General features: G+C 73.0%; 17 protein-coding genes. 10 read left to right on the forward strand and 7 right to left on the reverse strand.

Annotation, left to right across the window (positions count from 1 at the left end; genetic code table 11):
- Window positions 1–85 precede the first annotated feature (85 nt).
- Genes AB0M54_RS14105 through AB0M54_RS14115 form a run of 3 tightly spaced genes read right to left on the reverse strand, consistent with a single transcriptional unit; the run spans window position 86 to window position 3,268 of the window.
- Window positions 86–844 carry an IclR family transcriptional regulator gene (locus AB0M54_RS14105; protein ID WP_364471157.1) on the reverse strand — a complete coding sequence of 253 codons (759 nt, stop codon included), beginning with the start codon at window positions 842–844 and terminating at the stop codon, window positions 86–88.
- A gap of 10 nt (window positions 845–854) precedes the next feature.
- The gene (locus tag AB0M54_RS14110) at window positions 855–1,976 is read right to left on the reverse strand and encodes a 5-methyltetrahydropteroyltriglutamate--homocysteine S-methyltransferase (RefSeq protein ID WP_364471160.1); all 1,122 of its coding nucleotides are present in this window, start codon (window positions 1,974–1,976) and stop codon (window positions 855–857) included.
- A 26-nt stretch (window positions 1,977–2,002) separates the two neighbouring features.
- Window positions 2,003–3,268 carry a hypothetical protein gene (locus AB0M54_RS14115; protein ID WP_364471163.1) on the reverse strand — a complete coding sequence of 422 codons (1,266 nt, stop codon included), beginning with the start codon at window positions 3,266–3,268 and terminating at the stop codon, window positions 2,003–2,005.
- Between the two features lie 198 nt (window positions 3,269–3,466).
- Between AB0M54_RS14115 and AB0M54_RS14120 the strand changes: the two genes are divergently transcribed.
- From AB0M54_RS14120 to AB0M54_RS14145, 6 genes are read left to right on the forward strand one after another with little or no spacing between them, the layout of a single operon-like run.
- The gene (locus AB0M54_RS14120) at window positions 3,467–5,008 is read left to right on the forward strand and encodes an ABC transporter substrate-binding protein (protein ID WP_364317271.1); all 1,542 of its coding nucleotides are present in this window, start codon (window positions 3,467–3,469) and stop codon (window positions 5,006–5,008) included.
- A gap of 12 nt (window positions 5,009–5,020) precedes the next feature.
- Entirely contained in the window at window positions 5,021–5,968 is a 948-nt protein-coding gene (locus tag AB0M54_RS14125; RefSeq protein WP_364317268.1) for an ABC transporter permease, read from the forward strand.
- Window positions 5,968–7,830: a dipeptide/oligopeptide/nickel ABC transporter permease/ATP-binding protein gene (locus AB0M54_RS14130; protein ID WP_364317266.1), complete on the forward strand. Its 1,863-nt coding sequence runs from the start codon at window positions 5,968–5,970 to the stop codon at window positions 7,828–7,830. Before AB0M54_RS14125 ends, AB0M54_RS14130 begins: the two co-directional genes overlap by 1 nt.
- Window positions 7,827–9,170 carry a serine hydrolase domain-containing protein gene (locus AB0M54_RS14135; RefSeq protein ID WP_364471166.1) on the forward strand — a complete coding sequence of 448 codons (1,344 nt, stop codon included), beginning with the start codon at window positions 7,827–7,829 and terminating at the stop codon, window positions 9,168–9,170. Before AB0M54_RS14130 ends, AB0M54_RS14135 begins: the two co-directional genes overlap by 4 nt.
- Window positions 9,163–9,864 (forward strand): ATP-binding cassette domain-containing protein, encoded by a 702-nt coding sequence (locus tag AB0M54_RS14140; RefSeq protein WP_364471169.1) that lies wholly within the window; start codon window positions 9,163–9,165, stop codon window positions 9,862–9,864. Before AB0M54_RS14135 ends, AB0M54_RS14140 begins: the two co-directional genes overlap by 8 nt.
- 11 nt (window positions 9,865–9,875) lie before the next feature.
- Entirely contained in the window at window positions 9,876–11,486 is a 1,611-nt protein-coding gene (locus tag AB0M54_RS14145) for a helix-turn-helix domain-containing protein (protein ID WP_364471172.1), read from the forward strand.
- Window positions 11,487–11,651: 165 nt separating this feature from the next.
- On the opposite strand, the gene AB0M54_RS14150 is transcribed toward AB0M54_RS14145, so the two are convergent.
- On the reverse strand, window positions 11,652–12,110 hold the full coding sequence (locus AB0M54_RS14150; RefSeq protein ID WP_364471175.1) for a helix-turn-helix domain-containing protein: 459 nt from the start codon (window positions 12,108–12,110) through the stop codon (window positions 11,652–11,654).
- Between the two features lie 192 nt (window positions 12,111–12,302).
- Here AB0M54_RS14150 and AB0M54_RS14155 point away from each other — a divergent pair, with 192 nt between their 5' ends.
- From AB0M54_RS14155 to menC, 4 genes are read left to right on the forward strand one after another with little or no spacing between them, the layout of a single operon-like run.
- Window positions 12,303–15,521 carry a serine hydrolase gene (locus tag AB0M54_RS14155; protein WP_364471178.1) on the forward strand — a complete coding sequence of 1,073 codons (3,219 nt, stop codon included), beginning with the start codon at window positions 12,303–12,305 and terminating at the stop codon, window positions 15,519–15,521.
- Window positions 15,521–16,651 (forward strand): M20 family metallopeptidase, encoded by a 1,131-nt coding sequence (locus tag AB0M54_RS14160; RefSeq protein ID WP_364471181.1) that lies wholly within the window; start codon window positions 15,521–15,523, stop codon window positions 16,649–16,651. The genes AB0M54_RS14155 and AB0M54_RS14160 overlap by 1 nt, the downstream gene beginning before the upstream one ends.
- A 5-nt stretch (window positions 16,652–16,656) precedes the next feature.
- Window positions 16,657–17,514: a GNAT family N-acetyltransferase gene (locus AB0M54_RS14165; RefSeq protein WP_364471184.1), complete on the forward strand. Its 858-nt coding sequence runs from the start codon at window positions 16,657–16,659 to the stop codon at window positions 17,512–17,514.
- Window positions 17,511–18,617, forward strand: a complete 1,107-nt coding sequence (gene menC, locus AB0M54_RS14170) for an o-succinylbenzoate synthase (RefSeq protein ID WP_364471187.1) — start codon at window positions 17,511–17,513, stop codon at window positions 18,615–18,617. Before AB0M54_RS14165 ends, menC begins: the two co-directional genes overlap by 4 nt.
- On the opposite strand, the gene AB0M54_RS14175 is transcribed toward menC, so the two are convergent.
- From AB0M54_RS14175 to AB0M54_RS14185, 3 genes are read right to left on the reverse strand one after another with little or no spacing between them, the layout of a single operon-like run.
- Window positions 18,614–18,841 (reverse strand): hypothetical protein, encoded by a 228-nt coding sequence (locus tag AB0M54_RS14175; RefSeq protein ID WP_364317250.1) that lies wholly within the window; start codon window positions 18,839–18,841, stop codon window positions 18,614–18,616. The genes menC and AB0M54_RS14175 overlap by 4 nt on opposite strands.
- Window positions 18,842–18,849: 8 nt before the next feature.
- Window positions 18,850–19,935: a hypothetical protein gene (locus tag AB0M54_RS14180; protein WP_364318112.1), complete on the reverse strand. Its 1,086-nt coding sequence runs from the start codon at window positions 19,933–19,935 to the stop codon at window positions 18,850–18,852.
- Window positions 19,935–21,620 (reverse strand): YncE family protein, encoded by a 1,686-nt coding sequence (locus AB0M54_RS14185; protein ID WP_364471190.1) that lies wholly within the window; start codon window positions 21,618–21,620, stop codon window positions 19,935–19,937. The genes AB0M54_RS14180 and AB0M54_RS14185 overlap by 1 nt, the downstream gene beginning before the upstream one ends.
- Window positions 21,621–21,813 lie beyond the last annotated feature (193 nt).

The following is a 21,813-nucleotide window of genomic DNA, read 5'->3' on the forward strand; positions in this document are numbered from 1 at the left end:
GTTTGACCAACTCGACGTGCCGCTCTCGAACCGTCATGATCTGGGTCAGCCGAACTACTTTTCGATGGGTGCGTCGGCGGCAGGGTCAGGCGGGGATGCGGAATTCTTGGAGGCGGGCCGCCAATGTGTCGGCCGCCGCCCGGACGTCGGCGCCCAGCTCGGCGATGCGGTCGTCGGCGGCGCGCTGCAACGGGACCGCGAGGCTGATGCCCGTCGCGGGCCAGCCGGGGACGGCCACGGCGGCGGCCGCGCAGCGTACGCCGGGGGTGGATTCCTCGTTGTCGATCGCCCAGCCCCGGCGGCGGGTCTCGGTCAGGTCGCGGAGCAGGGTGGGCACGGCCGTCAGGGTCGACGGGGTCAGGGACGGCAGGCCGGTGGGGTAGAGGGCGGCCACCTCGGCGTCGGGGCGCAGGGCCAGCAGGGCCTTGCCGATGCCGGTGGCGTGGGCGGGGACGCGGCGGCCGGTGGCCGTGGTCAGGCGGACCGGCTGGGTCGACTCCAGGCGCTCGACGTAGAGGACCTCGGTGCCGTCGAGGATGCCCAGGTGGCACGTCTCGTTGTGGCGGCGGACCAGGTCGCGCAGGATCGGCTCGGCCAGGCGGAGCAGGCCGGTACGGACCTGGTGGGCCGAACCCACCTCGAACGCGGCCAGGCCCACGCTGTAGCGGCCGTTCCCGTCGCGGACCACGAAGCCGGTCTCCTCGAGCGTGGCCAGCAGGTTGTGCACGCTCGCCCTGGGCAGGTCGGAGACCTTGTGCAGCTCGCCGAAGGTCATCGGGGCCGGGGTCGCGGCGATGGTCCGGAGCAGCCAGAGGGCGCGTTCGACCGTCCGGACCGTACGCATGATCGCGAGTTCAGCCCCAGACCTCCTGGGCGGTCTCGGCGATCAGCCGCAGCTTGGCGACCTCTTGATCGTAGGAGAGCACGTTGCCCTCGACGGTCGACGAGAACCCGCACTGGGGCGAAAGGCAGAGCTGTTCGAGCGGGACGTACTTGGCGGCCTCGTCGATGCGGCGCTTCAGCGTGTCCTTCGACTCGAGCTCGCCCCGCTTGGTGGTGACCAGGCCGAGCACGACCATCTTGCCGGGCGGCACGAACCGCAGCGGGGCGAAGCCGCCGGAGCGGTCGTCGTCGTACTCGAGGAAGAAGCCGTCCACCCCCAGCTCGCTGAACAGCGCCTCGGCGACGAAGTCGTAACCGCCCTCGGCCGCCCACGACGACCGGAAGTTGCCCCGGCACATGTGGGTGGTCACGGCCAGGCCGGCCGGGCGGTCCTGGATCGCCGCGTTGATCTGCTTGATGTAACGCAGGTGCTGGTGCTCGGCGTCGTCACCACGGGAGGTGAGCAGGGCGCGCTGGGCCGGGTCGTTCAGGTAGGCCAGGCTGGTGTCGTCGAGCTGGAGGTAACGGCAACCCAGATCAAAAACCCGGCGGACCTGCTCGGCGTACGCGGAACTGAGGTCGGCCCAGAACTGGTTCTCGTCGGGGTAGACCGCCGGATCGATGGCCGCCCGCCCGCCGCGGTAGTGGACCATGCTCGGCGACGGGATGGTCAGCTTGGCCGTCACGCCCTCGCCGACCGTCGAAGCCAGGAACGAGAAGGCGTCCCCGAAGATCGTCTCGGTGAGCCGGACCGGCGCGTCCACGGTCAGCGCGGCCGACTCGAAGTCGAGTTCGCCCTCGGCGTTGCGGAAGTGCACCTGGATCTTCTCGTCGGTGCGGCTGATGCCACCGAGCTGATAGATGAAGTCCATGTGCCAGGACGTACGCCGGAACTCGCCGTCGGTCGCCGACCGCAGCCCGACGTCGCGCTGCATGGCGACCACCTCGCGGATCGCGTCGTCCTCGACCGCGCGCAGTTCGTCGTCCTTGATGGTTCCGGCGGCGTGCTCCTCGCGGGCCCGGAGCAGGCGCGCGGGCCGGAGCAGACTGCCGACGTGATCCGCCCGGAAGGGCGGGGTGTCGCGGAGCGTCATCGTCGATACCCCCTCGGTGCGACAGCCTACGTCCGAGCGCCGCGGTCGTGCATCTCCAGTTCCTCCGGCCGCTCCTTCTGTGGCAGTCGCGGCCACTTGTCCTCCCAGGGGTAGGACTCGCCGAGGCTCTTGGTGGCCAGGCCGGCGGTCTGGAAGCCGTACCCGACGCTCCTGGCCGTGTCGTTGTTCCCGGCCACGCCGACGGTGAGCGCCACCGCGCCGACCGCGCCGAACAGCCCGCCGACCATCTTCGGCACGTTCACCTTGCGGTCGCGGACCATCTTGAGGAACTCGCTGCTGAAGTCGCCGGCCGCGGTGCCGCCGGAGAGGATGGCCGCCGCGATCGCATAGCTCGAGACCGGGATGTCACCCTTGTGCCGGCCCTGCTCGACGAGCTGTTCGAAGTGCCTTTGATGCTTGATCGCGTACGCCTGGAGGGTCGGCGCCGCGGCCGCGGCGAACGCGCCGATCGCCTTGTTCCAGTCGCCGTCCGGGAACATCCGGAAGCCGGTCTCCGACTGCCAGCCCTCGCCGTAGATCTTGACCGCGAGCCCGGCGGTCTGCGCGTAGAGGCCGCCGAACCGGGCCGCGTCGCCCGCCGGTCCCTTGGTCTGGGCGACCGAGTTGGTGATCAGCCCGCCGGTGATCGCCACCCCGGCGATGAACTTGCCGGTGTTGAAGCCCCGGCCCTGACAGAACTTGATGACCTCGCTGAGCGCGTCGCCGGTGGAACTGGCCGCGGCCATGCCGGTGGCGCCGGAGCTGAGGTTGGGCGCGGTCGGCGCCCCGGGCAGCAGGCCGTAGTTCTGGGCGGGGAAGGCGATCGCGCCGGCCGCGCCGAGGGTCTTGGGGTAGTCGCCCTTGGTCGGCGGCACGTGCCACCACCTCGGCTGTCTCTCGACGGCGTCGTGGAACTCTTCCCCACGGTCCGAGGAGGCCCGCGAGCTCGGACGGGTGGTCGGCGGCGACGACACTGGGGTCTCGCCGGTGTGGGCGTCGGTGAACCGCGTCGATGCGGGGCTGGGCGGCTGGGGGATCTCCGCCTCGCTCACCTCGGTCTCGGGCAGGCTGTCCAGCGACGGGACCGGCGAGGGTGCACGTTCCTCCGGGAACGCACCGGGCATGGTCTGCGTAGGGTCGCCGAGCACCCGGGAGACGGCCGTGTTCCCGGCCGCACGCTGCAGGGCGAGGATCGCGGCGGCCCCGGGCGGGAGGTGAACGCCGCTCCGGAACGCGCCGGGCCGGCGTTCCGGCTCGCTGTCCTCGGACCGGGCCTGCGAATGCCGTGCCACCGGAACTCCTAGCGTCGGGATCGCCGTGCGCGATTCGTGACCCTACGGATCCAAAATGGACGGCAACCGACCCGGAGGTGAACGGACCGGCGCTCGTCCGGGCCGACAACCAGACCAGGGGAGTGTTGTCGGTCACGCCAAAGACATTGTTCGGCGAGATCGGCAGTCTTTGCCTTCACGTAGCACGTGGAGGGCGCGATGAAGGCTCTACGATCGGCGGCCGCGCTCGGCGCGGTGGCACTGCTGACCGCCGCTTGCGGCAATGACTCGGCCGGGGGCGCGGGCGGTGGGCAGCCGGTGAACGGTAAGACGTTCACCATGTCCGTGCCCTCCGACCCGGGGAACCTGGACCCACATTTCACCTCGCTGACGATCGCCGGCCAGGTGGACCGCTTCCTCTACGACTCCCTGCTCGGCTTCTCGGCGGACGGCAAGATGCTGCCCGGCCTGGCCGAGAAGTGGGAAGCCACCACCACCGAGGCCAAGTTCACCCTTCGCAAGGGCGTGACCTGCGCGAACGGCACCCCGCTGACCGCTAAGACGGTGGCCGGCAACATCAGTTTCGTGGGCGACGTGAAGAACGCGTCGACCCGGGTCGGCACCTACGTCCCGGCCGGCGCCAAGGCCACCGCGGACGAGGCCACGGGCGTCATCACGGTCACCTCACCCGCCCCGGACGCCTTCCTCGACCGCAACCTGGGCGGTCTGCCGATCGTCTGTGACCAGGGCATGAAGGACCGGACGAAGCTCAAGCAGAGCTCCGACGGCACCGGCATGTTCACGGTGACCGAGGCGGTGCCGGACGACCACTACACGCTGACCCGGCGCAAGGAGTACGCGTGGGGCCCGGGCGACGTCAAGGCCGACACGGTCGGACTGCCCGACAAGGTGATCATCCGGGTGGTCGCGAACGAGGCCACCGCGGCCAACCTGATGCTCACCGGCGAGCTCAACGCCGCCCGGTTCAGCGGCCCGGACAGCCAGCGGCTGACCGGCGACGGCTACCTCAAACGGGACATCCTGGCGCCCACCGGCGAGCTGTGGTTCAACCAGAAGCCGGGCCTGCCCACCGCCGACGAGGCGGTTCGCAAGGCGCTGGTCCAGTCGGTCGACCTCAAGCAGATCCAGCAGGTCTTCACCTCGGGCCGGGGCGCCGACCCGACCGGGCTGGTGGCGCCGGCGATGACCCCGTGCAAGGGGAACACGATCTCCGGTAACCAGCCGCCGTTCGACGCCGCCGCGGGCAAGGCCGCCCTGGCCGCCAAGCCGCTCTCGCTGACCGTGGCCTTCGCCGCGTCGGCCAGCCCGGGCGCCCAGCCCGCGGCCGAGCTGCTCCAGCAGCAGTGGACCGCGGCCGGCGTCAAGGTGACGCTGAAGAACGTGACGGCCGTGCAGGTCGGCCAGATCGCGGCCGGCGAGCTGTCCTGGGACGTGGCGATGTTCCCGATCGGCGTCACCCTGCCCAGCCAGTTGGTCGCCTACCTCTCCGGGCCGACCCCGCCGAACGGCACCAACTTCGCCAGCATCGACAACAAGGCCTACCAGGCCGCGGTGACCGAGGCCCAGAAGACGGCCGGCGAGGGCGGCTGCGCCCAGTGGCTGGCGGCCGAGACCGAGCTGATCAAGCGGCTCGACCTGGTTCCGTTCGCCAGCTCCAACAACCCGTACTTCGTCAAGGGCGCGACGCTCGACCTCTCCGATGGTGATGTCGGGCCTGCCACCATCCGGATGCTCGGCTGACCGGGCCGGCCGATGAACGTCTGGGTCAGGTTCGCGACGCGCAGGACCGGACGGCTGGTGCTGTCGCTGTGGGTGTTGGTGACCGCCGCGTTCGCGATGATGCACGCGCTGCCCGGCGACCCGGTCCGGGCGGCGCTCGGCCCGACCGCGCCGCTCGAGCTGGTCCAGGCCCGCCGCGCCGCGATGGGCCTGGACGACCCGCTCTGGCAGCAGTACCTGCACTACCTGGCCGGCCTGTTCACCGGCGACCTGGGCACCTCGATGACGTCCGGCCTGCCGGTGTCGGACGTCATCTCGGCCCGGCTCGGCTCCACCGTGCAGATGGCGGGGCTCGCGTTCGTGGTGGCCGTGGTGGTGTCGGTGCCGGTGGGCACGCTGATGGCGGTGCTCGTGCGGCATGGCCGCCGGCGCGGCGGTGACCTGGCGTTCACCTCGGCCAGCGTGGTGCTCGCGACGATCCCCGAGTTCCTGATGGCGGTCGGGCTGGTCTTCGTGTTCAGCGTCCAGCTCGGCTGGCTGCCGGTCGCGGGCAAGGCCGGCCCCGACTCGTACGTGCTGCCGGTACTCGCCCTGGCCATCGGCCCGGCGTTCGTGCTGGCCCGGATCGTCCGGGTGGAGATGCTGGCCGTGCTGCAGACCGACTACCTGCGTACCGCCCGGGCCAAGCGCCTCCCGGAGCGGGTGGTCTACCTGCGGCACGCCCTGCCGAACGCCCTGACCACCACGCTCACCCTCGGTGGCCTGCTGCTCGGCTCGCTGGTCGCCGGGACGGTGCTGGTCGAGAACGTGTTCGCCTGGCCCGGCCTGGGCGGCACGATCGTCGGCTCGATCCTGGCCAAGGACTACCCGACCGTGCAGGGTGTGGTGCTGGTCTACGGCATCGGTGTGCTGCTGGCGAACCTGGCCGTCGACGTCGCCCTGGCCGTGGTCGACCCCCGTTCGACGATCCGGGAGAGCTGATGCGCCGCTTCGGTCCGCTGGGGGTCAGCGCGTTCGCTCTGCTCGTCCTCGTCCTGGCCCTGGCTCTGTTCGCCCCGTTCATCTGGCAGGAGCGCGCCGACGCGGTCAACCCGGCCGACATCCTGCGGGGCCCGTCGGCGGCGCACCTGGCCGGCACCGATCCGCTCGGCCGCGACGTCCTGGCCCGGGTGCTGGTGGCGACCCGGCTGTCGGTCGGCCTGGCGCTGCTGGCGACCGGCCTCGGCGTGCTCGCCGGCCTGGTGCTGGGCACGTCGACCGCGGTGCTCGGCCGGCGCGTCGGCCGCTGGATCGGCACCCTGATCAACATCGCCGTGGCCTTCCCGAGCCTGCTGCTCGCCCTGTTCTTCGCGGTCATCTTCGGTGTCGGCGCGAAGGGCGCGGTGCTGGCCATCGGCCTGGCCACCGCGCCGAACTTCGCCCGCATCGCCCAGACGCTGTCGGCCACGATCGCCGGCCGGGACTTCATCTCCGCCGCCCGCATCGCCGGCGTCGGACGGTTCCGCATCCTGGTCCGCCACGTGCTGCCCAACATCGCCGACTCCATGGTGATCACGGCCACCATCGCCGCCGGCAACGCGACGCTGGCCTTCGCCAGCCTGTCCTTCCTCGGCCTCGGCGTGCAGGCGCCCAGCTACGACTGGGGCCGGCTGCTCGGCGAGGGCCTCCAGCAGATCTACATCCACCCGGCGGGCGCGCTGGTCGCGGGTCTCGCGGTGGTGCTCGCGGCGATGGCGTTCAACCTGAGCGGAGAGGTGGTCGCGCGGGCGATCGGCTTGCGCTCCACCCAGACGGGTACGCTCGGCGGCCCGCCGCCTCCCGCGCTCGAGTCACCGATGCCGGAGGTGCCGGACGCTCTGCTCGCCGTGCACAACCTCCAGGTGTCGTTCCCCGGGGTACGCCCGGTCCGGGGCGTCAGCCTGTCGCTGCGGCGCGGTGAGGCGGTCGGCATCGTCGGCGAGTCCGGGTCGGGCAAGAGCCTGACCGCGCTGGCCATCGCCCGGCTGATCGAGCCGCCCGGCGAGGTCACCGCCGACCGGCTGTCCTTCCTGGGCCAGGACCTCCGAGGCGACGACGTTCGAGCGCACCGCCGCCTGCTGGGCACCTCGCTCGCCATGGTCTTCCAGGACCCGATGACCTCGCTGAACCCGGTCCAGCGGGTCGGCCGCCAGCTCGCCGAGGTCGTGCGTACCCACAGCGGCGCCAGCAGGCGCACGGCCTGGGAGCGGGCCGTCGACCGGCTGAGCGCGGTGCGCATCCCGGACGCCGCCCGCCGCGCCGCCCAGCTGCCGCACGAGTTCTCCGGCGGCATGCGCCAGCGGGCCATGATCGGCATGGGCGTGATGGCCAGCCCGTCGCTGATCATCGCCGACGAGCCGACCACCGCGCTCGACGTCACCGTGCAGAAGCAGGTGCTCCAGCTCCTGCAGAACATCCGGGCCGCCGAGGACGTCGGGCTGCTCTTCATCAGCCACGACGTCACGGTGGTCGGGCAGATGTGCTCGCGGGTGCTGGTCATGTACGCCGGGCGGATCGTCGAGGACCTGCCGGCCACGGCGTTGCGGTCGGACGCCCGGCACCCGTACACCCGGGCCCTGGTGGCCGCCGTGCCCGACATGGAGACCGACCGGTCGCAGCCGCTCGCGGTGATCCCCGGCCGGCCGCCGGACCCACGCGACCTGCCGCCGGGGTGTGCTTTCGCCCCGCGCTGCCCGCTCGCCACCGACCGGTGCCGCACCGAGGACCCGCCGCTGGCCACCCACGACGGCCGGCGCGTCGCCTGCTGGCACTCCGACCTCGCACCCGCCGTGGTCCCCGCGCTCCTGAAAGGAGAACAGTCATGAGTCTGGACACTGCACATTGGGGGCGACGACTGGCTGAGCTGGCCGCGCTCCACCACGTCCCCGGCGCCGCCCTCGGCATCCTCAAGGACGGCGAGGTGACCGAGGCCGCGTACGGCGTCACCAACCTCCGCACCGACGTCCCGGTCACCACGGACACGCTGTTCCAGCTCGGCTCGATCAGCAAGGTGTGGACCGCGACCCTGGTCATGCAGCTGGTCGACGAGGGCAAGCTGACCCTGGACGCGCCGCTGATCGAGGTGCTGCCCGAGCTGAAGCTGGCCGACCCCGAGGTCACCAAGCGGCTGACCATGCGCCACCTGCTGACCCACACCAGCGGCATCGACGGCGACATTTTCACCGACACCGGCCGGGGCGACGACTGCCTGGAGAAGTACGCCGCCCTGCTGGCCGAGGCCCGGCAGAACCATCCGCTCGAGGCGACCTGGTCCTACTGCAACTCCGGCTACTCGCTGGCCGGGCGGGTGATCGAGAAGCTGACCGGCGACACGTGGGATGCGGCCGTACGCTCGCGCCTGGTCGGACCGCTGGGTCTGACCCGCACGGTCACGCTGGCCGAGGAGGCCATCATGCACCGGGCCGCGGTCGGGCACCTCTACGAGGACGGCAAGAACACCGTGGCGCCGGTCTGGGGCATCCCGCGCTCGGCCGGACCGGCCGGCGCGATCACCGCGACCGTCGCCGACCTGCTGACCTTCGCCAAGCTGCACCTGGACGGCGGCGAGACCCTGTCCGACGCCGGCCGTTCGCAGATGGCCGAGTTCCAGGTCGAGCTGCCCGACAAGCACACCCTCGGCGACTCCTGGGGCCTCGGCTTCGAGCGGATGGAGTGGGACGGCGAGCGGGTCATCGGCCACGACGGCAACACGATCGGCCAGGCGGCGTTCTGGCGCGTGCTCCCCTCTTCGTCATTGTCGGTCGCGCTGCTCACGAACGGCGGCAACGGCGCCAAGCTGTACGAGGAGCTGTACCGGGAGATCTTCGCCGACCTGGCCGGCGTGACCATGCCTGAGCGGCTCGGCCCGCCCTCGCCGCCGGTTGACGTCGACATCACGCCGTACCTGGGCGTCTACGAGCGGGCCAGCATCCGGCAGGAGGTGCACGAGGTCGACGGCAAGCCGGTGATGACCGTCCAGATCACCGGGCCGCTGGCCGAGGTGCTCCAGGAGCAGGACTCGCACTACCGGATGGTGGGCGTCGCGCCCGGCCTGTTCGTGTGCCAGGACCCGGAGACCGGCAACTGGATCCCGGCCACGTTCTACGAGCTGCCCACCGGCGAGCGGTACGTGCACTTCGGCGCCCGGGCGACGCCGCGTGCGTGAGTTGACGTTCGAGAACGTGACCGTCCGCTTCGGCTCCCGCCGGCGCGGCACGGTCGCGGTCGACGACGTGTCCCTGCGGGTGCCGGCCGGCCAGGTGGTCGGGCTGGTCGGTGAGTCCGGGTCGGGCAAGTCCACGCTGGCCCGCGCGGCGGTCGGCCTGGCGCCGCTGGCGTCCGGCCGGATCTCCCCGGCCCCGCACGAGCGGCACGTCCAGATGGTCTTCCAGGACCCGTACTCCGCCCTCGACCCGCGGATGTCCATCGGCGAGTCGATCGCCGAGGCCGGGCGCGGTCCGGTCGACGTGGCCGGCCTGCTCGAGCTGGTCGGGCTGCCCGGTGACCGGGCCGGCGACCGGCCGCACCTGCTCTCCGGCGGCCAGCGGCAGCGGGTGGCGCTGGCCCGCGCGCTGGCCGGCGACCCCGAGGTGATCATCGCCGACGAGATCACCTCGGCCCTGGACGTGTCGATCCAGGGCGCGGTCCTCAACGTGGTCCGCGAGCTCCAGCGCCGGATGAACCTGACCATGCTGTTCATCTCGCACAACCTGGCCGTGGTGCGCTACGTCAGCGACATCGTCGCGGTGATGAAGGACGGCCGGATCGTCGAGTACGGCCCGGTCGACGAGGTGCTCGGCGACCCGCGCCACGAGTACACCCGGGAACTTCTGGCCGCGGTGCCGCGCCCGGCTCACTAGGCTGGGCGATCATGAGCCAGCTGCCGCGCGCGAGCCTCGGCCGGGTCCTCGAGGATCTCGGCGCGACGCTGCTCGACCTGGTGCACGGGAACCCCGGGTCGGCCGCTCCGATCGGCGGCGTCGCCTTCCACGACCCGTACGACGAACCGGGTCTGCCGCCCGACGCCCTCGTCCTCGGCGTCGGCCTGCGCGACGCGTCCGACATCGCCGAACTGCTCCGATCCCTCGGCGGCCAGGGCGCGACCGGCCTCGTCGTCCGGGCCCCGGTGCCCGCCTCCGACGCCCTCCGGGCCGCCGCGGCACAGAGCGGCGTCGCCCTGCTCTCGCTCACCCGGGGCGCCTCCTGGGCCCAGCTGGCCGCCCTGCTCCGCTCGATGCTCAGCCAGGGCGACGTCGGCGACACCGGGCCCGAGACGCTCGGCGGCATGCCCTCCGGCGACCTGTTCGCGCTGGCCAACGCGGTCGCCGCGCTGGTCGACGCGCCGGTCACGATCGAAGACCCCGACTCCCGGGTGCTGGCCTTCTCGGGCCGCCAGGAGGAGGCCGACGAGTCCCGCGTGGAGACCATCCTCGGCCGCCAGGTGCCCGAACGCTACGCGCGGCTGCTGTCCTCCCAGGGCGTGATGCGCAACCTGCACCGCAGCGAGCAGCCGGTGTTCGTGGCGCCGCCGGCCGAGCTCAGCGACTTCTCGGTGCCACGGGTGGCCGTCGCGGTCCGGGCCGGCGACGAGTTCCTCGGCTCGATCTGGGCGGCCGTCCGCAAGCCGCTGACCCCCGACCGGTCCCGGGCGTTCTGCGACGCGGCCAAGCTGGTCGCGCTGCACATGCTGCGGCTGCGGGCCGGCGCCGACGTCGAGCGGCGGCTGCGCACCGAGCTGGTCGGGACGGCGCTGGAAGGTGGCGCCGGCGCCCGCGACTCGCTGGCCCGGCTCGGGCTGGCCGACCAGCCGCTGGTCGTGCTGGCGCTGGCGCCCGCCCTGGACGGCGCCGACGACCGCTCCGGCATGGCGGCCGAACGGCAGCGCCTCACCGACGCGCTGGCCATGCACCTCAGCGCGGTCCAGGCCAGCTCGGCGGTGGCCCTGCTCGGCGACGTCACGTACGGCCTGCTGCCGACCGACGCCGACACCCGGGCCGTACGCCTGGCCGCGGCCTTCCTCGACCGCATCGGCGACCGGGCGCCGGCGCTGATCGGGGTGAGCCCGGTGGCGGCCACGGTGTCCTCGCTGGCCTCGGCCCGCACCAGCGCCGACCGGGCCCTCCGCGTCCTGCGCAGCGGCCGTGGCGGCCCGCGCCGGGTGGCCCGCCTGACCGACGTGCACACCGAAGCCATGCTCCTGGAACTGCGCGACACGGTCGCCGCCCGCGGCGACACCCCGAGCGGCCCGGTGGCCCGGCTGATGGCCTACGACACCGAACACCACGCCAACCTGGTCGAGACCCTGGCGGCGTGGCTGGACGCCTTCGGCGACGTGGTCGCCGCCGCGGCCGCCCTGCACGTGCACCCCAACACGTTCCGCTACCGCCTGCGCCGGCTGGCCGAACTGGGCGAGATCGACCTGACCGACCCCGACGCCCGCCTGGGCGCCATGCTCCAGCTGCGCGTCTTCGGCCCGTCGTAGCGGCCCGCGCCGTCGTAGCGGCCCGCGCCGCCAGCAGGGCCCGTGCGGCGGAACCGCGATTCATTGACCATCTCCATGGTCGAGGGTCGCGGCGCGCAGCCTGCAGCGGCCTGGCGCCGGCGTGTGCCCGATCAGTGGTGGCGCGGGCGCCGGCCGGCCACGAGCTTAGGCGGGTTCCCACGTGCCCGGGCCGGCCGTGAAGACCGCGTCCAGCTCGGCGACCGGGCGGCCGGTGGACGAGTCGACCAGGACCGGGGTGATCTCGGCGCCGGTGGCACGGTTGATCAGCACCCGGTTGCGGCCGGCGGACGTCAGGTGGCGGTCGCCCCAGGCGTAGAGGGCCAGGATCACCGGGCGGAAGTCGCGGCCCAGGTCGGTGAGCACGTATTCGTGGCGTGGCGGCCGGTCCTGGTACTGCCGTTTGGCCAGCAGGCCGGCCGACACCAGCGCCCGGAGCCGGCGGGTCAGCATGGTGGGGGCGATGCCCAGGTTGCGCTGGAAGGCGTCGAAGCGGGTGTGGCCGTCGAAGGCGTCGCGCAGGATCAGCATCGACCACCATTCGCCGACCAGTTCGAGGCTGCCGGCGATCGGGCACTCGGACCCGGCGAAGCTGGTGCGCCTCATGAGCCGGCGTACGCGGAAACCCGCAGGCGGCCGAAGGTCTGATGCGACATGACGGCGACCGTACGCCGAGTGACTTTCATGATGCAAGTGACTGACCCGACGAGTACGGCGGCCCGCTCTCGTCCGGTCGCACCAAGACACCGGCGGACCGCGGCGGGCAGGCTGCACTACGACCAAGGAGAGGAGTCCGCGGTGGTACGGAGACTGCGCATCGAGGATCTGCGGGACGTCGCGGTGCCGGAGCAGCCCGCGCTCGGACCGGACGGCCGGATCGCCTACGTCCTGCGTACCGCGGACGTGGAGGCCGACCGCACCGCCCGCGCGATCTGGATCACCGGAGCGGGAGTTCCGCCGCGGCGCCTGACCCGCGGCGAGAACGACACGTCGCCGGCGTGGTCCCCGGACGGCGCCTGGCTGGCCTTCGTCCGGGACAAGCAGGTCTGGCTGCTCCCGGCGGACGGTGGCGAGCCCGAGGCGCTCACCGACCTCCCGCTCGGGGCGGGCGCGCCGCTCTGGAGCCCGGACGGCACGAAGATCGCCTTCGCCGCCCCGGTCGATCGCGCGCCGGAAGACAGTTCCAACGCACCGATGGTCACCCGGCGGGTCGACTACCAGGCCGACGGCGCGGGACTGCTGCGCGGCGTACGCAAGCATCTGTTTGTCGTTGATCTTGATGATCGGAAACCGAGGCAGGTCACCGAGGGCGACTGGCACGCGGGGGAGCCGGCCTGGTCGCCGGACTCGACCACGCTGGCCTTCGCCGCGGCCACCGCGTCCGACGCCGATCTGGTCGCGCACGCGCCGATCCACCTGCTGGACATCACCGACCCGCACGCCAAACCCGAGATCAAGGGCCTGGCCGACGGGTACGGCGGAGCGGTCACCTGGGCCCCGGACGGCGAGTCGCTGCTGGTCGTGGGCATGGACGGTCCGCCCGTCGGGCTCTCCGGCCTGCTCCGCGTGCAGCTGGAGGACGGCGCGGTGACCGACCTGGCCGCCCCGCTGGACCGCAACGTGATGCCCGGCGGACCGGGCTACCCGGGCGCGCTGCCGCGGTTCACCGACGACAAGACCGTGCTGTTCTGCGTACGCGATCGCGGTTACACCCACCTCTATTCGGCCGATCTGGCCGGCGGTGAGCCCCGCCCGGTCGTGGCCGGCGCCGGTCGCCTGGTCAGCGGGCTGTCGGTGGCCGGCGACACCGCGGTGATCGTGCTGAGCACCCCGAACTCGTTCGGCGAGGTGGTCGAGGTCGATCTGACCACGGGCGTGGAGACCGTGCTCACCAGCCACGGCATCGAGGACCTGGAACTGTTCCCCCGCGTCGAGCGCGAGTTCACCATCTCCGACGGCACCACCGTGCACGGCTGGGTGACGCGCGACCCGGAGGTCACCGGACGCGGTCCGCTGCTGCTCGACATCCACGGCGGCCCGCACAACGCGTGGGACGGCGCCGCCGACGAGATCCACCTCTACCACCAGGAACTGGTCGCCGACGGCTGGACGGTCCTGGTGGTCAACCCGAGGGCCAGCGACGGGTACGGCCGGGAGTTCTTCACCGCCACCACCGGCGCGTGGGGCGTGTCCGACGCCAAGGACTTCCTGGAGCCGGTGGACACCCTGGTCACCGAGGGCCTCGCCGACCCGGAACGGCTGGCCGTCACCGGCTACAGCTACGGCGGCTACATGACCTGCTACCTGACCGCGCAGGACCAGCCGTTCGCGGCCGCGGTCGCCGGGGGACTGGTCGCCGACCTGACCTCGATGGCCGGCACGTCGGACTTCGGGTCGTTCATGTCGTCGTACGAGCTGAACCTGCACCCGTGGGACGATCCGGACCGCTACGCCGCGATGTCACCGATCACCCGGGTCGCCGACGTGGGCACCCCGACGCTGGTCCTGCATGGTGAGGCGGACGCGCGCTGCCCGGCCGGCCAGGCCCAGCAGTGGCACACCGCCCTGCGTGAGCGCGGCGTCCCCACCGAGCTGGTGCTCTATCCCGGCGCCTCGCACCTGTTCATCGTGGACGGCCCGCCGTCGCAGCGGATGGACTACGGCCGCCGGGTCGCCGAGTGGGTGAAGCGCCACACCGGTTCGGGCCGGGCGCCCCTGGACGCCGCGCACTGGCAGTGCCGGCTGACCGCGCTGGCCGAGCGTCACCGGGTTCCGGGCGCGGCCCTCGGCATCCTGCGGGTCGGCGAGGAGCCGGTCACCGTCGCCCACGGTGTGCTCAATGTGGACACCGGCGTCACGGCCACGCCCGACTCGGTGTTCCAGATCGGCTCGATCAGCAAGGTGTGGACGGCCACCCTGGCCATGCAGCTGGTCGACGAGGGCAAGCTCGACCTGGACGCGCCGCTGACCGACGTGCTGCCGGAGTTCAAGCGGCCGGGCCTGACGATGCGGCACCTGCTGACCCACACCAGCGGCATCGACGGCGACGTGTTCACCGACACCGGCCGGGGCGACGACTGCGTCGAGAAGTACGTCGACCTGCTCGCCGACGTGGCCCAGAACCATCCGCTCGGCGCGACCTGGTCCTACTGCAACGCCGGGTTCGTGCTGGCCGGGCTGGTGATCGAGCGGCTGGCCGGCGGGACGTGGGACGCGGCCGTACAGGAACGGCTCGTGCGGCCCCTGGGTCTGACCCGCACGTCGACGCTGCCCGAGGAGGCGCTGCGGCACCGCGCCGCGATCGGGCACGTGGACGGGAAGACGGCGCCGGTGTGGATGCTGCCGCGGGCGCTCGGGCCGGCGGGGCTGATCAACTCGTCGGTGGCCGACCTGCTGACGTTCGCGAAGCTGCACCTGACCGGCGGCGACATCCTGTCCGAGGGGAGCCGGGAGCAGATGGCCGCCCAGCAGGTCGAGCTGCCCGAGAAGGACACCCTCGGCGACTCGTGGGGGCTGGGCTGGATCCGGTTCGGGTGGGACGGGCGTCGGCTGATCGGCCACGACGGCACGACCATCGGCCAGCAGGCGTTCCTGCGGCTGCTGCCCGAGCAGGGGCTGGCGGTCACCCTGCTGACCAACGCCGAGAACGGTCGCGACCTGTTCCAGGAGCTGTTCACCGAGATCTTCGCCGAGGTGGCCGGCGTCGCCCTGCCCGCGCCGATCCAGCCGCCGGCCGACGAGCCCGAGGTCGACCTCACCCCGCACCTGGGGGTGTACGAGCGGGCCGGCAGCCGTCAGGAGGTGCTGCCCGGGACCTTCCGGATCACCACCACCGGCCCCCTGGCCGAGCTTGTCCCCGACCCGGTCCAGGAGCTGCCGATGGTCGCGATCGACCAGGATCGCTACGCCGTACGCCTGCCGAACAGCCGGCACTGGATCCCGCTGGTCTTCTACCGGCTGGCCACCGGCGAGCGCTACCTGCACTTCGGCGTCCGCGCCACGCCCAAGGTGGCCTGATGCTCAACCGCATGAACGAGCGCCTCCCGCGGATGCTCGCCGACCTGGAGACCCTGGTCCGCTGCGAGTCACCGTCGCACGACCCGGACGCCGTGGCCCGCAGCGCCGACGTCCTGGCCGCGGTGGGCGCGGCCCGGCTGGGCGCCGAGCCGGAGCGCCTGCCCCACGGGTGCCTCCGCTGGCGGTTCGGCGACGGCCCGGCCCGCGTGCTGCTGCTCGGCCACCACGACACGGTGTGGCCGATCGGTTCCCTGGCCACCCATCCCGTCACGGTCGAGGGCGGCGTGCTCCGCGGCCCGGGCTGTTTCGACATGAAGGCCGGCCTGGTCCAGGCGATCCACGCGGTGGCCGAGCTGCCCGACCGGACCGGCATCACGATCCTGGTCACCGGCGACGAGGAGCTGGGCTCGCCCGATTCGCGCGAGCTGATCGAGGCGGAGGCGGCCGGCTGCGCCGCCGCCCTGGTGCTGGAGGCGTCGGCCGACGGCGGCGCGCTCAAGACCGAGCGCAAAGGGGTGTCGCTCTATCGCGTACGCGCGGAGGGCCGCGCCGCGCACGCCGGCCTGGAACCCGAGCGCGGTGTCAACGCCTCGGTCGAGCTGGCCCACCAGATCCTGGCCGTGCGGGCGCTCGCCGACGCGGGCGAGGGCACCACGGTCGTGCCCACCCGGATGACCTCCGGCACGACCACCAACACGGTCCCGGCGGCCGGTGACTTCGCGGTCGACGTCCGCATCCGCACGCTCGGCGAGCAGCAGCGGGTCGACGCGGCGATGCGCCTGCTCAGCCCGGCCGTACCCGGATCGCGGCTGATCATCGAGGGTGGCCCGAACCGGCCGCCCCTGTCGAAGAGCCAGGCCCTGTACGACCAGGCGGTGGCCGTCGCCGGGCGGCTCGGGCTGGACGCTCCCGGCCAGGCCTCGGTGGGTGGCGCTTCGGACGGCAACTTCACCGCGGGCGTGGGCACGCCGACCCTGGACGGCCTGGGCGCCGTCGGCGGGGGAGCGCACGCCGACCACGAACACGTGGTCGTGGCCGAGATGCCCCGCCGGGCCGCCCTGGTCGCTGCCCTGGCCGCCGAGATCCTGACGCCGCTGCGCCCGGTGCGCGCCGCGTCCCCGGGCTGGTGACCGGCATGGACCTGCGTCTGCGCTCCGAGGACGCGGCCGAATCCGCGGCCGCCGCGGCCGGTGTCACCGTCCGCACGCTGACCGAGCTGGCCGACCTGCACGCCGTGCAGCGGCTCTTCGACGACATCTGGCACCCCGACCCGACCAACCCGCCGGTCACCGCCGAGATCCTGCGCGCCCTGACCAAGGCCGGCAACTACGTGGCCGGCGCCTACGACGAGACGGGCCTGGTCGGCGCCTGTGCCGGCTTCTTCGCCCCGCCCGCCCGGCGCGAACTGCACAGCCACATCGCCGGGGTGGCCGGCCGGGTGATGGGCCGCAGCGTCGGCCTGGCCCTGAAGCTGCACCAGCGCGCCTGGTGCCTGCGCCACGGCGTGGACGTGATCACCTGGACCTTCGACCCGCTGGTCAGCCGCAACGCCTACTTCAACCTGATCAAGCTGGGCGGGCTGCCGGTGCAGTACCTGCCGAACTTCTACGGCAGCATGCGCGACGGCATCAACGGCGACGACGAGACCGACCGGCTGCTGCTGCGCTGGGAGCTGACCGCGCCCCGCGTCGACCGGGCGGTGGCCGCCGAAGGCCCGCGCTGGGACGTCGCCTCGCTGCGTGCGGCCGGCGCGGTGGTGGGCCTGGGCCGGTCGGCGTCCGGGGAACCGCTGCCCGGCCGGGTCGACGGCGATACGGTGCTGGTGGCGGCGCCGCCGGACATCGAGGGGTTGCGCAAGACCGACCCGCGGTGCGCGAAGCTGTGGCGTACGGCCGTCCGAGACGTGCTCGTGCCGCTGTTCGCCGAAGGCGCCGCGGTGCCCGGCTTCGACCGGTCGGGCTGGTACGTCGTCCGTAGGGGAGAGCACGAGTGAAACTCACCGGTATCGAGCTGCGCCGCATCCGGATGCCGCTGGTGGCGCCGTTCCGCACCTCGTTCGGCACCGAGACCGAGCGCGACATCCTGCTGCTCCGCGCGGTCGGCGACGACGCCGCGGGCTGGGGCGAGTGCGTGGCGATGAGCGACCCCCTCTACTCCAGCGAGTACGTCGAGGGCGCGGCCGACGTCCTGCGCCGCTACCTGGTCCCGGCGCTGGGCGCCCGCCCCGAGGCCGACGCGACCGCCGTGGCGCCGGCGCTGCACCGCTTCAAGGGCCACCGGATGGCCAAGGCCGTCCTGGAGACCGCGATCCTCGACGCCGAGCTGCGCGCCGAGGGCCGCACCTTCGCCCGCGAGCTGGGGGCCGTGCACGACCGCGTGCCCTGCGGCGTCTCGGTCGGCATCATGAACTCGATCCCGGAGCTCCTGGAGGCGGTCGGCGGCTACCTCGACGAGGGTTACGTCCGCATCAAGCTCAAGATCGAGCCCGGCTGGGACGTCGAACCGGTGCGGGCGGTCCGGGACCGCTTCGGCGACGAGATCCTGCTCCAGGTCGACGCCAACACCGCCTACACCCGGGCCGACGCGGCCGTGCTGGCCGCGCTCGACCCGTTCGACCTGCTGCTGATCGAACAGCCCCTCGACGAGGAGGACATCCTCGGCCACGCCGACCTGGCCAAGCGGGTCCGGACCCCGATCTGCCTGGACGAGTCGATCGTCTCGGCCAAGGCGGCGGCGGACGCGATCCGGCTGGGCGCCTGCTCCATCGTCAACATCAAGCCCGGCCGGGTCGGCGGTTACCTGGAGGCCCGCCGCATCCACGACGTCTGCGTGGCGGCCGGCATCCCGGTCTGGTGCGGCGGCATGCTCGAGACCGGCCTCGGCCGGGCGGCCAACGTGGCGCTGGCCGCCCTGCCCGGCTTCACCCTGCCCGGCGACACGTCGGCGTCCGGACGCTACTACCGCACCGACGTGACCGAGCCCTTCGTCCTCGACCACGGCCACCTGCCGGTCCCGACCGGCCCCGGCATCGGCATCGAACCCTTACCGGAAGTCCTGGCCGAGATCACCATGAGCACGGAGTGGCTCCCGCTTTAGCGCTTACCCGGGAAGGTCCGGGTGCGGCGGCCGGCCCGGGGCGTCAGCGGCCAGCCGGTCGGCGACCAGCGGCGTCCACGCCGGCGGCCCGGGCCGGGGCCACACCTCGGCGCCGGCTGGTAGCGGGCCCACCGGGACGGCGAGCGCGGTTCGGCCCACCCCGCCGGGGTGACGTCCCAGATCATCGTCATGCCGTTCAGGAGACCCTTCTCGCGCCCGAACATCAAGAGATTTAGAGGTCGTGCCAGGGCCGGGCCTTCTCCCGTTCGGTGGCCACCTTCTCGCGCAGCTCGGTCGCCCAGGACGGCTCGGCGAAGGCCGCGGTCCAGGTCAGCTCGCCCGTTGCGACCAGGCGCGGGGTGAACAGGGCGGATTGGGCCCGGCTGGGCGGGCGCCAGATCGGGGGCGGTCCCCACCAGATGATCCGCTCGCGCGGGCGCGACGCGGCGACCAGGGCCGACGACGGCGCGGCCGTCAGCTCGCCCGCGTGGGTCATGCCGGTGGCCGGCGCCGTGGCCAGCAGGGCGGCCGAGGCGACCGTGACCAGCGCCGCCACCGCCGCCGGGACCTCCCAGCCGGCGCGCACCGTGTCGCCGAGGAACGCGACGGCCACCAGCGACGGGGTCAGCACCTCGAAGGTCCAGTGCACCGCGGTCACCGGGCCGACCTCGCCGCGCTGGAGCGCGTGGGCGTACAGCATCATGCCGGTGGCCGCGAAGATCAGCAGCGCCGCGGTCAGCGGCTCGGTCACGATGGCCAGGGCCTTGTCCAGGACGGTGCCGGACGAGGGCACCGGCAGCGCCCGGCCGACCAGCGCGGCCCCGCCCAGGCAGAGGCCGGCCAGTGCCGCGACCACCCCGCCGGGAGCGCCCGCCTTCGCCGCGCCCCACCCGGTGGCCACCACCGCGACCGCCGCCGCGCAGAGCCAGAGGCGCAGCCGGGCCGAAGGTGGGACGTCTTCCTGCGGGCCGGCCGACATGGCCAGCACGGCCAGCGCGGCCAGGGTGACCACGATGGCCGCCACGTCCCGTGGGCGCAGGCGCGACTTCAGGAAGATCCGCGCGCCGATCACGGTCAGCGCCAGCGAGCCGGCCAGCACCGACTCCACGACGTACACGGCCAGGCTCTGCAGCGCGACCATCGCGCCCACCCAGGCCAGCATGTCGCAGGCGATGCCGGCCAGGTAGAACGGGTGGCCCATCGTCTTGACCGTGCCCGAGCTGCGCCGGGCCGCCACCGCCTGGAGGATCGACGCCGCGGCGTAGCTGAACGCGCCGCCGATCACGATCGCCAGGGCGACCAGGCCGGCGGTGGTCATCACGCGCCGATCCGCAGCACGCTGACCGTGTTGTCGGCGCCGTTGGTGACGTACGCGAGCCGGCCGTCCGGCGCGACCGCGACGGTCCGCGGGCTGCCGCCCACCTTCACGGTCGCGGTCACCCGACCGGTGCGCGCGTCCAGCACCGACACCGTGTCATCGCCCTCGTTCACCACGTACGCGTGCTTCCCGTCCCGCGCGAACGCCACGAACTGCGGGTCCCGGCCGACCTTCAGCGGGCCGGTGCGCTTCAGCGTCGCCGCGTCGATCAGGTCGGCGCTGTCCGCCTCGTACCCCGCCGACAGGACCTTGGAGCCGTCCGGCGAGACCGCGACGCTGTGCGGGGCGCGGCTCACCGGGATCGACCGGTAGAGCTTGCCGGTGCGGGTGTCGACGACGCCGACGGCGTTGGACTCGTGGCTGGCGGTGAAGGCCCGCCGGCGTGGCGCCGAGAAGGCGATCGCGTGCGGGTTCGGCGGCACCTCGATCTCGTTGTGCTGGCTGCGGCCGTCGGCGTCGTACACCTCGAGCCGGCCCTTGCCGTGGATCGGCACCCACAGCCGCCCGTCCGGCCCCACGGCCAGCGTGTACGGCTGTTCCCCGGTGCTCAGGTTCCGGGTGACCTTGCGCCGGGCCGCGTCGACCACAGCCACCCCGCTGCCCGACTTGTCGTTCTCGTACATCGACACGAAGACCAGCCGCGAGTCCCGGGACACGGCCACGAAGCGCGGCGTGGTGCGCAGCTTCACCGTGCTGACCCGGCCGCTGCGGGCGTCGATAACGGAGAGTTCGCGCGCGCCCTGGTTGGCCACGTAGACCGTCCGCCCGTCCGGCGCCGCCGCGATCCCCTCGGGTTCCCGGCCGACCTTGATCGTCCGCAGCGCCGTGGGCTTGTCCACGCTGGCCACCTGCCGGGCGAGCCGCACCTTGGGCACGGCGGTGGTGGCCTTGACGGTCGGCGCCACGGTGACCGTGGGGGTCGGGCTCTCCACCGGCAGGGCGATTCCCTGGGCCGGCGGTTGCTCACCGTTGGTGAGGGCGAAGGCCACGCCGGCTCCGCCGAGCAGAACCAGGGCGACGAGTACGGAGATGAGCGCTCCCGCCCCGGCCCGGCGCCGCGGCTGCGACACCAGCACGGTCACCCGGGCCGCGTTCGGGTCGATGTCGGCGGCGGCCAGCTCCTCGATCAGCATCCGGGTGAGCGGCTCGGGTTCGATGGCGCCGGTGACCCGGACATCGGCCCACCCGCACGGCCCGTGCACCGTGACCGTCCCGTCCAGCCAGTCGGACCGTGGCTGCCAGGTGATCCGCAGCCGGTCACCGTCGAGCGTGGCGTCCAGCCCGGGGCCGGAGGTGGTCACCGAACTGACCGCGGCGAGCGGCGGCCCGTGCACCGCGATGTCGGCGGTGAGCTGGGCGGTCACCCGGGGAACGGTCCCGAAGTCGATGCGGTCGGGGTCGAGGCGGATCGCCGTACGCTCCAGCATGCCGGCCGCCGCGGCCGCGACCGCGCGGCTCTCGTCGCCGGCCATCCGGCCCAGCGCCCGGCGGGCGGCGGCGGCCATCGCGAGATCGGCGCCGACGACCACCCGGGCCAGCTCGCCCACACCCTTGAGGCGGGTCTCCCGGATCGGGCTGTCGATCCCGGACATCACGTGCGGTGGCAAGCCGCTGCGTTCACTCATCGTGCCCCCTCGATCAGCATGGTGTGACCGCGGGCTCCGGTTAACCCCCTGAAGCCAAATTGGCACGTTCCGCAATATCGGCCGGGACCTCACGATCACGACGCGACCGGCCGCATCCTCGCACCGGCCGCCTGGCTCTCGACCTGTCCCGGCCGGTGACCCTGATCCTCTCCGGCATCCTGGCCCACCTGCC

The organism is Actinoplanes sp. NPDC051470, from assembly GCF_040682035.1.
GTDB lineage: Bacteria > Actinomycetota > Actinomycetes > Mycobacteriales > Micromonosporaceae > Actinoplanes.

Bases quoted from the DNA above. Each gene is read 5' to 3' on its own strand.
- AB0M54_RS14135 (WP_364471166.1), top strand. From the start codon at position 7,827: ATGAGTCTGGACACTGCACATTGGGGGCGACGACTGGCTGAGCTGGCC.
- AB0M54_RS14125 (WP_364317268.1), top strand. From the start codon at position 5,021: ATGAACGTCTGGGTCAGGTTCGCGACGCGCAGGACCGGACGGCTGGTG.
- AB0M54_RS14105 (WP_364471157.1), bottom strand. From the start codon at position 844: ATGCGTACGGTCCGGACGGTCGAACGCGCCCTCTGGCTGCTCCGGACC.
- AB0M54_RS14165 (WP_364471184.1), top strand. From the start codon at position 16,657: ATGGACCTGCGTCTGCGCTCCGAGGACGCGGCCGAATCCGCGGCCGCC.
- AB0M54_RS14120 (WP_364317271.1), top strand. From the start codon at position 3,467: ATGAAGGCTCTACGATCGGCGGCCGCGCTCGGCGCGGTGGCACTGCTG.
- AB0M54_RS14185 (WP_364471190.1), bottom strand. From the start codon at position 21,620: ATGAGTGAACGCAGCGGCTTGCCACCGCACGTGATGTCCGGGATCGAC.
- AB0M54_RS14145 (WP_364471172.1), top strand. From the start codon at position 9,876: ATGAGCCAGCTGCCGCGCGCGAGCCTCGGCCGGGTCCTCGAGGATCTC.
- AB0M54_RS14110 (WP_364471160.1), bottom strand. From the start codon at position 1,976: ATGACGCTCCGCGACACCCCGCCCTTCCGGGCGGATCACGTCGGCAGT.
- AB0M54_RS14175 (WP_364317250.1), bottom strand. From the start codon at position 18,841: ATGTTCGGGCGCGAGAAGGGTCTCCTGAACGGCATGACGATGATCTGG.
- AB0M54_RS14180 (WP_364318112.1), bottom strand. From the start codon at position 19,935: ATGACCACCGCCGGCCTGGTCGCCCTGGCGATCGTGATCGGCGGCGCG.
- AB0M54_RS14130 (WP_364317266.1), top strand. From the start codon at position 5,968: ATGCGCCGCTTCGGTCCGCTGGGGGTCAGCGCGTTCGCTCTGCTCGTC.
- AB0M54_RS14160 (WP_364471181.1), top strand. From the start codon at position 15,521: ATGCTCAACCGCATGAACGAGCGCCTCCCGCGGATGCTCGCCGACCTG.
- AB0M54_RS14150 (WP_364471175.1), bottom strand. From the start codon at position 12,110: ATGAGGCGCACCAGCTTCGCCGGGTCCGAGTGCCCGATCGCCGGCAGC.